This window comes from Ruminococcus sp. AM42-11, from assembly GCF_003480145.1.
Lineage (GTDB): Bacteria > Bacillota > Clostridia > Lachnospirales > Lachnospiraceae > Blautia_A > Blautia_A faecis.
This window is the reverse complement of record NZ_QUIO01000019.1, coordinates 50856-65164: the sequence shown is the minus strand read 5'-3', so window position 1 is coordinate 65164 and position 14309 is coordinate 50856. Positions and strand designations below refer to the sequence as shown.

The 14309-nt window shown below is 45.2% G+C and carries 19 protein-coding genes and 1 pseudogene; all 20 read left to right on the top strand.

The window, feature by feature from the left end:
• The first annotated feature begins 44 nt into the window (after positions 1-44).
• The 20 genes and pseudogenes from spoIIIAA to DW904_RS12270 all read left to right on the top strand — a co-directional run bounded on the left by spoIIIAA (position 45) and on the right by DW904_RS12270 (position 14149).
• Positions 45-968, top strand: coding sequence for a stage III sporulation protein AA (spoIIIAA, locus tag DW904_RS12365; RefSeq protein ID WP_226815059.1), 924 nt, complete (start codon positions 45-47; stop codon positions 966-968).
• Positions 965-1480 (top strand): stage III sporulation protein AB, encoded by a 516-nt coding sequence (locus DW904_RS12360; protein WP_233456011.1) that lies wholly within the window; start codon positions 965-967, stop codon positions 1478-1480. The genes spoIIIAA and DW904_RS12360 overlap by 4 nt, the downstream gene beginning before the upstream one ends.
• 74 nt (positions 1481-1554) lie before the next feature.
• Complete coding sequence (gene spoIIIAC, locus DW904_RS12355; protein ID WP_021924294.1) at positions 1555-1749, top strand: stage III sporulation protein AC; 195 nt, start codon at positions 1555-1557, stop codon at positions 1747-1749.
• A 44-nt stretch (positions 1750-1793) separates the two neighbouring features.
• Positions 1794-2180, top strand: coding sequence for a SpoIIIAC/SpoIIIAD family protein (locus DW904_RS12350; RefSeq protein ID WP_118581049.1), 387 nt, complete (start codon positions 1794-1796; stop codon positions 2178-2180).
• Entirely contained in the window at positions 2177-2908 is a 732-nt protein-coding gene (locus tag DW904_RS12345; protein WP_118581046.1) for a hypothetical protein, read from the top strand. Before DW904_RS12350 ends, DW904_RS12345 begins: the two co-directional genes overlap by 4 nt.
• On the top strand, positions 2809-3150 hold the full coding sequence (locus DW904_RS24570) for a hypothetical protein (protein ID WP_279254389.1): 342 nt from the start codon (positions 2809-2811) through the stop codon (positions 3148-3150). The genes DW904_RS12345 and DW904_RS24570 overlap by 100 nt, the downstream gene beginning before the upstream one ends.
• Positions 3135-3442: pseudogene (locus tag DW904_RS24565) on the top strand (hypothetical protein). Before DW904_RS24570 ends, DW904_RS24565 begins: the two are co-directional and overlap by 16 nt.
• 87 nt (positions 3443-3529) lie before the next feature.
• A complete protein-coding gene (locus DW904_RS12325) occupies positions 3530-3844 on the top strand; it encodes a stage III sporulation protein AF (RefSeq protein WP_118581037.1) in 315 nt (104 codons plus the stop codon).
• Positions 3805-4095: a hypothetical protein gene (locus DW904_RS22910; RefSeq protein ID WP_202187715.1), complete on the top strand. Its 291-nt coding sequence runs from the start codon at positions 3805-3807 to the stop codon at positions 4093-4095. The genes DW904_RS12325 and DW904_RS22910 overlap by 40 nt, the downstream gene beginning before the upstream one ends.
• The gene (locus DW904_RS12320; RefSeq protein ID WP_226815050.1) at positions 4052-4423 is read left to right on the top strand and encodes a hypothetical protein; all 372 of its coding nucleotides are present in this window, start codon (positions 4052-4054) and stop codon (positions 4421-4423) included. Before DW904_RS22910 ends, DW904_RS12320 begins: the two co-directional genes overlap by 44 nt.
• 11 nt (positions 4424-4434) lie before the next feature.
• The gene (locus DW904_RS12315; RefSeq protein WP_118581034.1) at positions 4435-5130 is read left to right on the top strand and encodes a SpoIIIAH-like family protein; all 696 of its coding nucleotides are present in this window, start codon (positions 4435-4437) and stop codon (positions 5128-5130) included.
• Positions 5131-5266: 136 nt separating this feature from the next.
• On the top strand, positions 5267-6856 hold the full coding sequence (locus DW904_RS12310; RefSeq protein WP_118581031.1) for a peptide chain release factor 3: 1590 nt from the start codon (positions 5267-5269) through the stop codon (positions 6854-6856).
• Between the two features lie 183 nt (positions 6857-7039).
• The gene (locus tag DW904_RS12305; RefSeq protein ID WP_118581028.1) at positions 7040-7426 is read left to right on the top strand and encodes an Asp23/Gls24 family envelope stress response protein; all 387 of its coding nucleotides are present in this window, start codon (positions 7040-7042) and stop codon (positions 7424-7426) included.
• 104 nt (positions 7427-7530) lie between these two features.
• Entirely contained in the window at positions 7531-8088 is a 558-nt protein-coding gene (gene nusB / locus DW904_RS12300) for a transcription antitermination factor NusB (RefSeq protein ID WP_118581025.1), read from the top strand.
• A complete protein-coding gene (xseA, locus tag DW904_RS12295) occupies positions 8081-9310 on the top strand; it encodes an exodeoxyribonuclease VII large subunit (protein WP_118581022.1) in 1230 nt (409 codons plus the stop codon). The genes nusB and xseA overlap by 8 nt, the downstream gene beginning before the upstream one ends.
• A gap of 81 nt (positions 9311-9391) precedes the next feature.
• Complete coding sequence (xseB, locus tag DW904_RS12290) at positions 9392-9616, top strand: exodeoxyribonuclease VII small subunit (RefSeq protein ID WP_118581019.1); 225 nt, start codon at positions 9392-9394, stop codon at positions 9614-9616.
• The gene (locus DW904_RS12285) at positions 9600-10496 is read left to right on the top strand and encodes a polyprenyl synthetase family protein (protein WP_118581017.1); all 897 of its coding nucleotides are present in this window, start codon (positions 9600-9602) and stop codon (positions 10494-10496) included. The genes xseB and DW904_RS12285 overlap by 17 nt, the downstream gene beginning before the upstream one ends.
• A 13-nt stretch (positions 10497-10509) precedes the next feature.
• Positions 10510-12393 carry a 1-deoxy-D-xylulose-5-phosphate synthase gene (gene dxs, locus DW904_RS12280; protein WP_118581014.1) on the top strand — a complete coding sequence of 628 codons (1884 nt, stop codon included), beginning with the start codon at positions 10510-10512 and terminating at the stop codon, positions 12391-12393.
• The gene (locus DW904_RS12275; protein WP_118581011.1) at positions 12390-13214 is read left to right on the top strand and encodes a TlyA family RNA methyltransferase; all 825 of its coding nucleotides are present in this window, start codon (positions 12390-12392) and stop codon (positions 13212-13214) included. The genes dxs and DW904_RS12275 overlap by 4 nt, the downstream gene beginning before the upstream one ends.
• 56 nt (positions 13215-13270) lie before the next feature.
• On the top strand, positions 13271-14149 hold the full coding sequence (locus DW904_RS12270) for an NAD(+)/NADH kinase (protein WP_118581099.1): 879 nt from the start codon (positions 13271-13273) through the stop codon (positions 14147-14149).
• Positions 14150-14309 lie beyond the last annotated feature (160 nt).

The window sequence follows — 14309 nt, the reverse complement described above, 5'->3', positions numbered from 1 at the left end:
ATCCGGGATTGTCCACATATATTAAAATTGAGAGGTGATACAACATAGAAGCAGAGCAGATTCAGAACCTGTTTGCGGGCAATATCCGCAGACTGTTGATGAATGCAAACCTTGATTATGACAAAATATATGAGATACGGTTAAGAGTAGGACGACCGCTGTTCTACACCTATGACGGAGGTGAGGGTTTCCTTACCGACCATGATGGCAAATACGTGGTGACAAGGGAAGATCTGAAGGAAACCATGGAATATATAAGTGGTTATTCCCTTTATTCCTATGAAGATGAAATGCGCCAGGGGTTTCTTACTGTTCAGGGAGGTCATCGGGTAGGTGTTACCGGAAAGGTGATTCTTGACGGCAATGAGATCCAGGGAATGAAATATATTTCCTGTATCAATGTACGTCTGGCTCACGAAGTGGTAGGCTGCGCAGACCAGGTGATGCCCTATATCCGCAAAAAAGACTGGGTAGCGCATACTTTGATCGTTTCTCCGCCAAGAGGGGGGAAAACAACCCTGCTTCGGGATATTATCCGTCAGCTGAGCAATGGTGAGGAAAAGAAAAAAATGCCGGGGGTAACGGTTGGCGTTGTAGATGAGAGAAGTGAGCTTGCCGGTTCCTATCAGGGAGTTCCCCAGAATGACCTTGGTATGCGTACGGATGTGCTGGACGGCTGTCCAAAGGCAGAAGGGATGGAAATGCTGATCCGTTCTATGTCTCCGGCAGTTGTGGCCGTAGATGAACTGGGACGGAAAGAAGACTTTAAAGCTGTGGAATCTGTGATTCACAGTGGATGTAAAGTAATCGCCACCGCTCATGGAAATTCCATTGAGGACGTGATCCATCAGCCTTATTTTGAAAGGCTGGTGAGAAGAAGAGTGTTTGAACGGTATATTTTCCTGGACAAGGGAGAACATGCGGGAACCATACTTGGAATTTATGACAGAAACGGGAGGCCTTGTTGAAAACAGCAGGAATCATTCTGATCCTTTTTTCCGGAACAGGTCTTGGGTTGTGTAAAAGCATGGAATTGACAGCCAGACTGAAAATTCTGGAAAAACTGGCTCAGCTTCTTCTGTTACTGAAAGGGGAAATCCGCTGCACAGGGGCGACGTTGGAAGATGCCTTTCTTGATGCTGCAGCAAAAATGCCAGGAGAGTACAGGCTTTTTCTCAAAGAAACTGCAGGATGGCTTCAGCAGCGGCCTGGAATTACCTTTGATGAGATTTTCAGGGAATGCGCGGCAAGACTGCTTCCCCTTTACAAACTTTCAGAGGAAGAGCGGGAAAGCTTTCTTTCTCTGGGTGAAAAACTGGGATATCTGGACAGGGAAATGCAGGTGGCACAGCTGACACTTCTGGAGGAGGAGCTAGGCTACAGGATAAAGACTCTGAAAAGTGCTATGCCAAAGCAGCAGAAAACATATCAGAGCATGGGAATTCTGGGCGGAATTCTGCTGGCAGTCTTGTTGTGGTAATTTCATATAATATCTGGAAAAATTGCCTGGAAAACGGTTATGTAAGGCAGATAACGGTAAGAAAGGAGGCCCCCTTGGAAGTCAGTATTATTTTTAAAATAGCTGCTGTGGGGATTCTGGTCTCCGTGCTTTCTCAGGTTCTGAAACACAGCGGCAGAGAGGAACAGGCTTTTTTAGTCAGCCTGGCAGGTCTCCTTGTGGTACTCTTCTGGATCGTACCATATATTTATGAGTTGTTTGACAGCATAAAAAAATTATTTGAATTGTGATCTGATTCACCAATATCCTGTCACCTGTGTTCAGGAGGTGGAAAATGGACATTATAAAGATTTCGTTACTAGGCGTATGCGGTGTTATTCTTGGATTTCTTATGAAAGGAACCAAACCGGAATACGCCTGTTTTATTACAGTTGGAATTGGTCTTGTGATCATGGGACTTGCTGTGGGGAAAATTTATTACCTGTTTGAATCTCTGGGGAAAATCCAGGAGACACTTCCAGTGGACACGGAATATATTTCCACACTGGTAAAAATGATCGGAATTACCTACATCGGTCAGTTTGCCTCCGGAATCTGTAAAGATGCAGGCTACAGCACAACAGCGGCGCAGATTGAGCTGTTCTGTAAATTGTCGGTGATGGTTCTGAGCATGCCGGTGCTTATGGCACTTCTGAAGACGATTCAGGAGTTCATGGTATGAGGGTCTGGAGAAAAAAACAAAAATGGCAGGTAATTGCTGCATTGTTGTTTGCAGTATGGATTCTGATGGGAACCAGAAAAATAAATGTAAACGCAGAGAACATGGAAGCAGAGAGTTTTACAGGTGAAACAGCAGTCGAAACAGAGGAAGAGACAACGGAGAAAACGGTAACAGCAGGTATTGGCTATCGTGCAGCTTCCGCTGATTCTGAGGGCATTACGGAGCAGCTGGTTTCTGACATGTCTTTCGAACAGGTACAAACTTTAATGGATGAAATGCTGGGAGAGGACAGCTTCTCCATAGGAACAGCATTAAAAAACATGATAAACGGCGAAACAGTATTTTCAAAAGAGGCGGTGCAGCAATTTCTGCGCAGCCTCTTTTTTGAACGGCTGGAAAAAGAACGGGCTAATTTTTTTCGCATTCTTCTCCTGGTGCTGGCAGCTGCTGTTTTTTCAAATTTTGCAGAGGTATTTGAAAACAGCCAGATTGGAGAGGTAAGTTTTTACATGGTATATCTTTTATTATTTACCATTCTGATGAACAGCTATCAGCAGCTTGGAGTTTCTCTTGGAAAACAGCTGGAATGGATGACTCAGTTTATGAAAGGCCTGGCACCTGCTTATTCGTGGCAGTTTCAGCAGCATCAGGAGCTGTCACGGCTTCTGTATTTTATCAGGGGGTTCTTCTTCTGGTGTGGCTGGTGGAATGGCTTCTTCTCACTTTGATTCTGCCAGGGGCTAATCTGTATGTTCTTCTTTGTATGGTGAACCATCTTTCCAAAGAGGACATGTTAAGCAAGATGGCAGAACTTCTGGAAACTATGATCAACTGGAGCCTGAAAACCATGCTTGGGGCTGTCCTTGGGCTTCAGGCGGTACGAGGACTGGTTGCGCCTGCCATGGATGCCATCAAACGAACTGCCCTGGCAGAACTGCCGGAGCGATTCCGGCTGTGGGAAATGCCGTAAATGCGGTAACAGAATTGATTCTGGCAGGGGCACTGCTTGTGAAAAACTGTCTTGGAGCAATGGCGGTGGTGGTTCTGCTTCTTGCAGGAGCCGGACCTGTGATTCATTATGGTCTCCTATCCCTTAGCTTTCGCTCCTTGGTGCAGTGGCACAGCCTGTATCAGACAAACGAATCGTAGGCTGCCTTGGCACAATGGGAGAAGGCTGTGCCCTGCTTCTGCGGATCATGCTGACTGCGGAAATTCTGTGTGTGCTTACCTTTATAGTTCTCATGGCGTCTGTAGGCGGATAAAAGTAACAGTAAGCGGAAATGAACCATAATAACCTGAGCATATGACTGAGATATGGGACCAAAATGGGATGCGGGAAGTGATATATTATGAAAGAAGCCATCTACAGCTGGATCAAATGCCTTGCCATATTTTATATTCTGTTGACTATGCTCATCCATCTGGTGCCTACCGGGAAATATCAGCGTTATGTGCGTTTTTTTATGGGACTTTTGCTGATGGTTATGCTGATCACTCCCATGCTTTCCATTCTGGAAAAAGCTAAGACACTGCCGGAAAGCTTTTCCAGCCTTTACCAGCAGGAAGAAAAAAGCGGCTCACTCTTGATCTGGAAAATCTTCAGAAAAGCCTTCTGGAAAAAGGTGTGGAGGAGCAGCTTGAGAAAAATATTCCGGAATCTTTGAAAAAGAAAGGCATAGAAGTGACGGCATGCAAAGTACATATAGAAGGGGAGCTGTTAAAAGTCTGCCTGTGGACGAAGGAGGTGCCAGATGGAGAGCTTGAGAGGGGGATAAAAGATGAACTTGCAGCAAACTGGGGAATCAGGGAAGAAAACTGTGAAGTCCTTGCTTGGGAAAATGGGAAGCAGACAATGGGTGATTCTTCTCCTTTTGGGACTTCTGCTTACGGTAATTGCACTTCCGGTATCCGATAAAAAGGATAGCTCCCCGGAAGTAAAAAGCAGTTCCTTTTTTTCAGCTTCTTCTGAGAAAAATACAGATGCAGAACGGACAGTTCTGGAGAAAAAACTGGAAGATCTTTTATCCCAGACAGAAGGAGTGGGAAAAGTGCGGGTGCTCCTTATGACGGGGGAAGAAAAAGACAGCAGCAGTTTCTACGATTCCGGAAATCAGGCGGTGACCGGAGTGCTGATCGCGGCGGAAGGAGCAGATAATTCTGTGGTTTCCAGGAATATTGTAGAAGGAGTTATGGCATTATTTCAGCTGGATGCCCATAAAATTAAAGTAATGAAAATGAAATGAGGAGAGGTAAAGTGAAAAAGATTCTGAAAAAGAACCAGGTAATCATTACTTCACTGGCGGTTCTGATCGCAGTTGCAGGATACCTGAATTTTGCAGATGTAGATCTTGGCCTGAAAAATAAGGAGGCAAGCGCGGACAGCAGCAGTATTCTGGAGGATGTAGACTATGATCTGACCGATGAAACAGCCCTTCTGGATGAGAACGGGGCGGATAGCAGCCTTACGGATGTGCAGGATCAGACCACCAGCACGCCGGGGGAAGCTGTACTTACTGCGGCTTCTGATTTTGCGGCCCAGGCCAAACTTTCCAGAGAACAGATCCGTTCCCAGAATAAAGCAGACCTGCAGGCTATTATTAACAACCAGGATCTGGGAGATGACCAGAAGCAGGAGGCTGTGAGCACAATGGTTTCCATGGCGGATCTGACGGAAAAAGAGTCGGCAGCAGAACTTCTTCTGGAAGCCAAAGGCTTCGAAAATGTGATCGTAAACCTTACCGGAGAAACGGCAGATGTGGTGGTTCCGGAAGCAGATCTGACAGATGCAAAACGGGCTCAGATTGAAGACATTGTGAAAAGAAAAACGGGAATTGCGCCGGAAAATATTGTGATCACGCCGTTAAATGAAAGCGAGGAAGAACTGGTAAATAAAGATGAATCACTGGAGACTTCCGTGGATATTGATGATGATACTACAGTAAATCCGTGATAATACTACAGTAAATCCATGATATACCCCCTTGACAGTGCAGCAGTCCTTATACTAGAATAGGAATGCTGCAAAAATGTAAGAATACACGCTCTAGAGCGTGTCTGAAATAGAGAATTCAAATAGGAGGCTAAACGTGTCGAAGTATACGAAAGAAATAGAAAAAAGAAGAACCTTTGCCATCATTTCCCACCCGGATGCAGGTAAGACTACTCTGACTGAGAAATTCCTGCTGTATGGCGGAGCCATTAATCTGGCCGGTAGTGTTAAAGGAAAGGCAACGGCCCGCCATGCAGTATCAGACTGGATGGAAATTGAAAAGGAGAGAGGTATTTCCGTTACTTCTTCCGTATTGCAGTTCCATTATGACGGTTACTGCATCAACATTCTGGATACTCCTGGACATCAGGATTTCTCAGAGGATACTTATCGTACCCTGATGGCTGCAGATTCTGCAGTTATGGTAATCGATGGGTCCAAGGGTGTTGAGGCACAGACCAGAAAGCTGTTCAAGGTCTGCGTTATGAGACACATTCCTATTTTTACTTTTATCAATAAAATGGACCGTGATGCCAACGATACCTTTGATCTTCTTGACGAGATCGAAAAAGAGCTTGGAATCGCAACCTGCCCTATTAACTGGCCAATCGGTTCCGGTAAGAAATTCCGCGGTGTTTACGACCGCAACACGAATAAGATCCTTACTTTCACAGATACCCAGAAAGGTACCAAGGAGGGAACTATTGAGGAAATCGATCTGGATTCTCCTCATGCACTTGAGGTTATGGATCCGGAGCAGAAAGAACAGCTTCTGGAGGAAATCGAGCTTCTGGATGGCGCAAGTGCCGAGTTCGATCAGGAGATGGTAAGTAAGGGAGAACTGACTCCTGTGTTCTTTGGATCCGCTCTTACCAATTTTGGTGTTGAGACTTTCCTGGAGCATTTCCTGAAGATGACTACGTCACCTCTTCCAAGAATGGCAGACTCAGGTCTTGTTGATCCTATGAGCGATGATTTTTCTGCTTTTGTATTTAAGATTCAGGCAAATATGAATAAGGCTCACCGTGACAGAATTGCATTTATGCGTATCTGCTCCGGCAAATTCGATGCCTCCCAGGAGGTTTATCATGTACAGGGGGATAAGAAGATGAGACTTCTTCAGCCCCAGCAGATGATGGCTGAGTCACGCCATGTAGTTGAGGAGGCTTATGCAGGAGATATTATCGGTGTATTTGATCCCGGTATTTTCTCTATTGGAGATACGATCTGTACGCCTGGAAAAAAATTTGCATTTGAGGGCATTCCTACATTTGCACCGGAGCACTTTGCAAGGGTAAGACTTCTGGATACCATGAAGAGAAAGCAGTTTGTAAAGGGAATTAACCAGATCGCACAGGAAGGTGCCATCCAGATTTTCCAGGAGCTTTACGGAAATATGGAAGAGATCATTGTGGGCGTTGTTGGTGTGCTCCAGTTTGATGTTTTGAAATATCGTCTGGAGAACGAGTATAATGTGGAAATTCGTCTGGAAAATCTGCCATATGAGCACATCAGATGGATTGCGAACAAGGATGAGATTCAGGTGGACAAGATCGTCGGAACTTCTGACATGAAGAAGGTTACAGATCTGAAAGGCAATCCGTTGCTTCTGTTTATCAATGCATGGAGTGTGGGCATGACAGAAGACAGAAATCCGGATTTAATATTAACAGAATTCAGTAAATAACTCTTTTCATTTTTGACGCATTTTGCTATAATTAAAGAAAGTCTCGGATAGAAATAGAACTGCGCAGATGCGTGGGATAGTCCGTTTCGTGTAAATACGCCGTAAGGCAGATTTGACGCTGGCCTCGGGGAAAGATGCGAATTTTCCGGCAGCCGGCAGATTAAACCTAGGAGGTTTGTAAGCATGGCAGAGAAGAGAACAACATATAAAATACAGGATATTGAGGGAATCGGTGAGGTTCAGATCGCAGATGAGGTCGTTACTATTATCGCCGGACTTGCCGCTACAGAAGTAGACGGAGTTGCCTCCATGGCAGGTAATATTACCAATGAGCTGGTAAGCAAGCTTGGAATGAAGAATCTCTCCAAGGGAGTTAAGGTTGAAATTGTTGACAGTGTGGTAAGCGTTGACCTTACCCTGAATATTGAATATGGCATGAATATCCTTGAGACCAGCAAGAAGGTTCAGGAGAAAGTAAAAGCAGCCATTGAGAACATGACAGGACTTGAGGTTGCAGATGTCAATATTCATATTGCAAGCGTAGATATGGAGAATGAAAAAAGCAAGTAAACGAAAAAAGGAAAGTAAACCTTTCCTTTTTTTTCTATGAATGTCTGCGTGAGCTGACATTTCTTTGCAGGGATTTTCGGGAGTTACAGATAGTAGGAGGAAACATGAGAAGAAGGGAACAGAGAGAACATATTTTTAAGCTGCTTTTTATCAGCGAGTTTAATACACAGAAAGAAATGGAAGAGCAGCTGGCTTTATATTTAGCTGATATTGAGAATCTGGAAGAGAGCGACCGGGACTATATCAGCCGCAAATATATGAACATTATGAACCACACAGATGAGCTTGATGAGAAGCTGAACAGCATCAGTATGGGATGGAAGACAAGCCGTATGAACCGTGTTGATCTGACAGTTCTTCGTCTGGCTGTGTATGAGCTTGAATATGAGAAAGAGGAAGTGCCGGTAGGAGTTGCCATCAATGAGGCTGTAGAACTGGCGAAATGCTTCGGTTCTGAAGAGTCCGGTGCATTCGTAAACGGAATCCTTGGAAAGATTGCCAACCCGGATAAGAAGGTTGCTGCAAGAAAGGCATCTTCTAAGAAAGAAGAACAGACCTCTGCAAGACCGAAATCCGGTTTCAAGGTAAAGGATCCTTCCAAAAAGGTGGTAGTTGTCAACCGCAATGTAAGCTCCAGGGCACCGGAAAATAAAAATGAATAATGTCTATTCTGTTGGTCAGGTAAACCGCTATGTGAAGAACATGTTTACCCAGGACTATTTTTTACAGAATATTTATGTAAAGGGAGAGGTATCCAACTGTAAATACCACTCCACAGGACACATCTATTTTACCTTGAAGGACGAAGGCGGCACACTGAAATGCGTTATGTTCGCAGGTTCCAGAAAAGGTCTTGCTTTCCGCATGAAAGACGGAGACAAGGTGATAGCCGGGGGCAGAGTAGATGTTTATGAAAGAGATGGCGCATATCAGTTCTATGCGAAGGAGATTACTTTAGAGGGAGCTGGTGCGCTTTATGAAAGATACCTGGCGTTGAAGCAGGAGCTGGAGGATATGGGAATGTTTGCACAGGAGTATAAGCAGCCCATACCGGAATTTGCCCACAGAGTGGGGATTGTCACATCTCCTACAGGTGCTGCGATTCGGGATATTATCAACGTTTCCACCCGAAGAAATCCTTTTATCCAGAGTATTCTTTACCCGGCACTTGTGCAGGGAGAGGGAGCAGCGGCCAGTATTGTACGTGGTATCCGCATGCTGGACGAGGCAGGCGTGGATGTGATCATTGTAGGCCGGGGCGGTGGTTCTATCGAGGAACTATGGGCTTTTAACGAAGAAGAGGTGGCAAGGGCGATTTTTGAGTGCCATACACCTGTAATTTCTGCAGTGGGACATGAGACTGACTTTACCATCGCGGATTTTGTGGCGGATCTTCGTGCCCCTACACCTTCAGCAGCGGCAGAACTCGCCTATTTTGACTGCCGGACTCTTTTGAATTCCATGCAAGGGTATCAGGAACGGCTGGAACGGGCAGTGTGGAATAAAATTGACGTAAACAGGGCAAAACTGGAAAGATATGGAACACGTCTTCAGTATCTGAATCCAGAGAGCCGTCTGCGTGACCGTCAGCAGTATGCGGCAGATGTGCAGGAACGAATCCAGTCTGCCATGGAACAAAAGATAAAAGATAAAAGACACAGACTGTCCCTCTATCTGGAAAGGTTTCACGGTCTTTCTCCTCTTCGGAAGCTGAATCAGGGTTACTCCTACGTTTCTGATAAGGAAGGAAAGACATTGACAAGCGTTTCACAGGTAAAACAAGGGGATGGTCTGCTGATTTATGTTACAGATGGTACAATAGAGGCGTCTGTACAGAATACAAAAGCCAGCAGTTACGGAGCAGATACAGACAGTGAAAAATAAAGTCAGCATGCAGATCGTGCATAGCTAGTAAAAGACTTCTGTGCACAATGTGTGCAGCAATAAAGACGGAGGTGCGGAAGGATGGCTGATGAGAAAAAAGAAGAGAAAACTCTGGAGGAGGCTTTTTCAGAGCTGGATGTTCTGGCGGGAAGGCTGGAAGACCGTGAGACCTCCCTGGAAGATTCATTTCGCCTTTATAAACAGGGAATGGAGCTTCTGAAATATTGTAATGATAAGCTTGATACTGTTGAGAAAAAAATGCTGCAGATGAATGAGGATGGTAGCCTTGGTGAATTTTCAAGATGAATTAAAAAAAAGAACAGAAGAAATTAATAAAGTGATCCAGTCTTATCTTCCGGAAGAGGAAGGTTTTGCGAAGACTATGGCACAGGCAATGAATTACAGTATTCTGGCAGGAGGAAAGCGCCTTCGCCCTATGCTGATCCTGGAAACCTTAAGGCTGTTTGGAGGAGAAGAGAAGCTGGCATATCCTTTTATGGCAGCAATGGAGATGATTCATACCCATTCACTGGTCCATGATGATCTTCCGGCTCTTGATAATGACGATTACCGGAGAGGACGTCTTACTACTCATAAAGTTTATGGGGAAGCTATGGGGGTTCTTAGCGGTGTGGCACTTCTCAATTATGCTTATGAAGTGATGCTTACAGCTTTTGACACGGCAGATACACCAGATTGTCAGGCACATGTGATTCAGGCACTGAAGGTAATGTCCCATAAGACCGGACTTTACGGAATGCTTGGCGGACAGAGTGTGGATGTGGAAAATGACGGCAAGCCTATGAGCCGTGAGATGATTGATTATATTTATGAGAATAAGACTTCTGCACTTATTGAAGCCTCTGTGATGACAGGCGCAATTCTTGGAGGTGCCACGGAAGAAGAGACTGCTATAGTAGAAAAAGCAGCAAAAAATATCGGCCTTGCGTTCCAAATCCAGGATGATATCCTGGATGTGACCAGCACCGAGGAAGAGCTGGGTAAGCCAATTCACAGTGATGAGAAGAACCATAAGACTACTTATGTGACACTTATGGGAATTGAGAAAGCATCACAGCAGGTGAAGAAGCTGTCAGATGAGGCAGTTACTTTGTTTGAAGGACTGAATAAGAAAAATGAATTCCTGTTTACTCTGGTGAACGAGCTGGTGGGACGCAGGAAGTGAAAGAAGGATACAAATGATTCTGGATAAAATAAAAAAGCCCAACGATATTCACAAAATTCCTCTGGCTGAATTTCCGCAGCTGGCAGAAGAAATACGAAGCTTTTTGATTGAATCCGTCAGCAGGACAGGAGGACATCTGGCATCCAATCTTGGAGTGGTAGAACTTACACTGGCACTGCATAATGTACTGGATTTTCCAGATGACAAGCTGATTTGGGATGTAGGCCATCAGGCATACACTCATAAGATCCTCACCGGACGAAAAGGTGAATTTGAGACCCTGCGCAAGGAAGGCGGACTGAGTGGTTTTCCAAAAAGAGGGGAGAGCAATTGCGACTCTTTTGACGCGGGACATAGTTCAGATTCTATTTCTGCAGGCCTTGGTTATGTGCATGCAAGGGATCTTCTTGGAGAGAATTATCATGTGGTTTCTGTGATCGGCGATGGTGCGCTTACAGGCGGTATGGCTTATGAGGCGCTGAATAATGCAGCCGAATTGGATACCAATTTTATAATTGTTTTAAATGACAATAATATGTCAATCTCTCCAAATGTAGGAGGAATGTCAAATTATCTCAGTGCGATCCGTACTGCAGAAGCATACACCGGAATGAAAATGAGCTTGAATAAGGCGGTAAAAAAGATTCCCCGTGTGGGAACCGCTATGGTGGATGCTGTGAGAAGGACGAAAAGCAGCATTAAGCAGCTTTTTATTCCGGGAATGCTCTTTGAAAATATGGGCCTGACCTATCTTGGACCGGTGGACGGGCATAATATGCGCCAGATGATGCGTCTTTTTAATGAGGCAAAGCGTGTGAAGGGACCGGTTGTGGTTCATGTTCTTACAGAAAAGGGACGTGGCTATGAACCTGCAAGACAGAACCCGGATATGTTTCATGGAATCGGACCGTTTGACATCAAGACTGGAAAGCCAACCCAGAAGAAGGTCTGTCCGAGTTATACAGATGTGTTTGCAGATGCTTTGTGCCAGGTGGCAGCAGAAGAAGAGAAGCTGGTTGCCATTACAGCTGCCATGCCTGATGGTACCGGGCTGAAAAAGTTTTCCCAGAGATTTCCAGACCGGTTCTTTGATGTGGGAATTGCAGAAGAGCATGCAGTTTCCTTTGCAGCCGGACTGGCACTTGGCGGAGTAGTCCCGGTGGTTGCCATTTATTCCTCCTTTTTGCAAAGAGCTGTGGATCAGATGCTTCACGATGTGTGCATGCAGAAGCTTCATGTGATCTTTGCAGTGGACAGGGCAGGTCTTGTTGGAGCAGATGGTGAGACACATCAGGGCAATTTTGACATTTCCTATCTCAGCATGATGCCTGGAATGACAGTGATGGCACCGAAGAATGACTGGGAGTTAAAGGAAATGCTTCGCTTTGCTGTGAAAGCGGATGGCCCGGTAGCAATCCGTTACCCAAGAGGTAATGCATATCAGGGGCTGCAGGAATATCAGACAGCTGTGGAGATGGGGAAAAGTGAAGTCCTTCACAGCGGTTGTAAGGTAGCAGTTCTGGCACTTGGAAGCATGGTGGAGATCTGTGCAGAGGTCTGCAGTGAATTACAGAAGGAAGGAATTGATTCTACCTTTGTAAATGTCAGATTTGTAAAGCCATTAGATACAGCTTTGCTGGATCAGCTGGCGCGGAATCACAGCCTGGTGGTAACAGTAGAAGAAAATGTGCAAAATGGTGGCTTTGGACAGCAGGTATGCAGTTATATGGAAGAACATCATCCTGGTATCCAGGTGCTGCCAGTGGCTATTCCGGATCGTTTTGTGCCTCATGGAGGTGTGGACAGTCTTAGGGTACAGCTGGGGCTTAGCGCCAATGCCATTGCAGAGAAGATAAAGAAAATTTCAGGTAACTATTCAGAAGGAATAAGAGAATGAAGAAACGATTGGATATGATGCTGGTGGAGCGCGCTCTTGCACCTTCCAGAGAAAAAGCAAAAGCATATATCATGGCCGGACAGGTTTATGTAGATGGTCAGAAGGAAGATAAAGCAGGCTCCATGTTTACTGAAACGGTGAAAGTGGAAGTCAGAGGAAACACCCTTCCATATGTAAGCCGCGGCGGCCTGAAGCTTGAAAAAGCAATGAATGAATTTGATGTAAGTCTTGAGGGGAAGGTGTGCATGGATGTAGGCGCCTCTACAGGCGGTTTTACAGACTGTATGCTTCAGAATGGCGGTGTGAAGGTATATTCTATTGATGTGGGATATGGCCAGCTGGACTGGAAGCTTCGCAACGACCCAAGAGTTGTGTGCATGGAGAAAACCAACATTCGCTATGTGGTACCGGAGGATATCCAGGAGAAACCTGCATTTTCCTCTATTGATGTTTCCTTTATTTCCCTGACCAAGGTACTGGGACCTGTGAGAAATCTTCTTACAGAGGATGGCGAAATCGTCTGCCTGATAAAACCCCAGTTTGAGGCTGGCAGGGAAAAGGTGGGAAAGAAAGGGGTTGTCCGTGATCCTGCTGTACACGAGGAAGTGATAGAGAAGGTGAGGGATTTCGCCATGAGTATTTCCCTCGAGCCATGCCATCTTTCTTTTTCTCCGATCAAAGGACCAGAGGGAAATATTGAATATCTTCTGCATCTGAAGAAAAGACCGGAGGGAACGGAGGTTCCGGACAGTCTTACTGTGAAAGTGGAGGATGTGGTTGCACAGGCACACGGAGCATTGGATAAACCGGCAGAAAAATAGTATGCAGTTGAATGCTGTTGCTTACAGGGGACAGTAAACAGATACAGGACTTTGGTATGAATAAGTTTTATATTATAACCAACAATGAAAAAGATAAAAATCTGGAATTTACAGACCGGGTAGTGGATTATCTTGGAAAAAGAGGCGGACACTGTGAAGTTCAGCTTGCAGGAAGACAGACTGCAGGTCCGTTCCACTATACGGATCCAAGAAAGATTCCGGAAGAAACACAGTGCATTATCGTACTTGGCGGTGATGGAACCCTTCTTCAGGCTGCCAGAGACATTCAGGCGGCTCACGATAAGAAGCGCAGTCAGATTCCCCTTCTGGGAGTCAATCTTGGAAATCTGGGCTTTCTGGCTGAGGTGGACAGGCAGTCTGTATACCAGGCTCTTGACAAGCTTACGGAGGATGTCTACGAGGTGGAAGAGAGAATGATGCTCTCCGGGACTGTTTACCGGGGAGACAAGGTCATCGGCAAGGATATTGCCTTAAATGACATTGTAATTGCAAGGGAAGGTCCCCTTCGTGTTGTAAGATTTAAAAATTTTGTCAATGACGAATATCTGAACTCTTATAACGCTGATGGAATTATTATTTCCACACCTACAGGTTCGACAGGATACAGCCTTTCTGTTGGCGGTCCTATTGTTTCACCAAGTGGAGAGATGACGATTATGACACCGATCGCGCCACACACTCTGAACAGCCGAAGCATTGTTTTCCCAGCGGAGGATGTGATCACGGTGGAAATGGGAGAGGGACGTCACCAGGATTGTGAAAAAGGACTGGCTTCTTTTGATGGGGATTCTGAAATTCCAATGATCACAGGAGATAAGATTGTGATCCGAAAGGCAGAGGTGAAAACCAGGATTTTGAAGCTGAATCATCTTAGTTTTGTTGAAGTGTTGAGACAAAAAATGAGGGATAGCTGATTTTTATTAATGTATCAGAATACAAATATTATTATAAGTATTGATCATAGTATGGGAATTTTATTGATAATATCATTTTCAGAATGCGTTGCAAAGGTTCATTCAGAGCTTGTTTGAAAAAGGGGTATTGTAAGTGACAGCCTTTTTTAACAGACTTCAG

What these genes read in the sequence shown, in the direction of transcription:
- DW904_RS12350 (WP_118581049.1), top strand. Translation starts at nt 1,794, where the DNA reads ATGGACATTATAAAGATTTCGTTACTAGGCGTATGCGGTGTTATTCTT.
- xseA (WP_118581022.1), top strand. Translation starts at nt 8,081, where the DNA reads ATGAATAATGTCTATTCTGTTGGTCAGGTAAACCGCTATGTGAAGAAC.
- nusB (WP_118581025.1), top strand. Translation starts at nt 7,531, where the DNA reads ATGAGAAGAAGGGAACAGAGAGAACATATTTTTAAGCTGCTTTTTATC.
- DW904_RS12305 (WP_118581028.1), top strand. Translation starts at nt 7,040, where the DNA reads ATGGCAGAGAAGAGAACAACATATAAAATACAGGATATTGAGGGAATC.
- DW904_RS12325 (WP_118581037.1), top strand. Translation starts at nt 3,530, where the DNA reads ATGAAAGAAGCCATCTACAGCTGGATCAAATGCCTTGCCATATTTTAT.
- DW904_RS12275 (WP_118581011.1), top strand. Translation starts at nt 12,390, where the DNA reads ATGAAGAAACGATTGGATATGATGCTGGTGGAGCGCGCTCTTGCACCT.
- DW904_RS12345 (WP_118581046.1), top strand. Translation starts at nt 2,177, where the DNA reads ATGAGGGTCTGGAGAAAAAAACAAAAATGGCAGGTAATTGCTGCATTG.
- DW904_RS12270 (WP_118581099.1), top strand. Translation starts at nt 13,271, where the DNA reads ATGAATAAGTTTTATATTATAACCAACAATGAAAAAGATAAAAATCTG.
- dxs (WP_118581014.1), top strand. Translation starts at nt 10,510, where the DNA reads ATGATTCTGGATAAAATAAAAAAGCCCAACGATATTCACAAAATTCCT.
- xseB (WP_118581019.1), top strand. Translation starts at nt 9,392, where the DNA reads ATGGCTGATGAGAAAAAAGAAGAGAAAACTCTGGAGGAGGCTTTTTCA.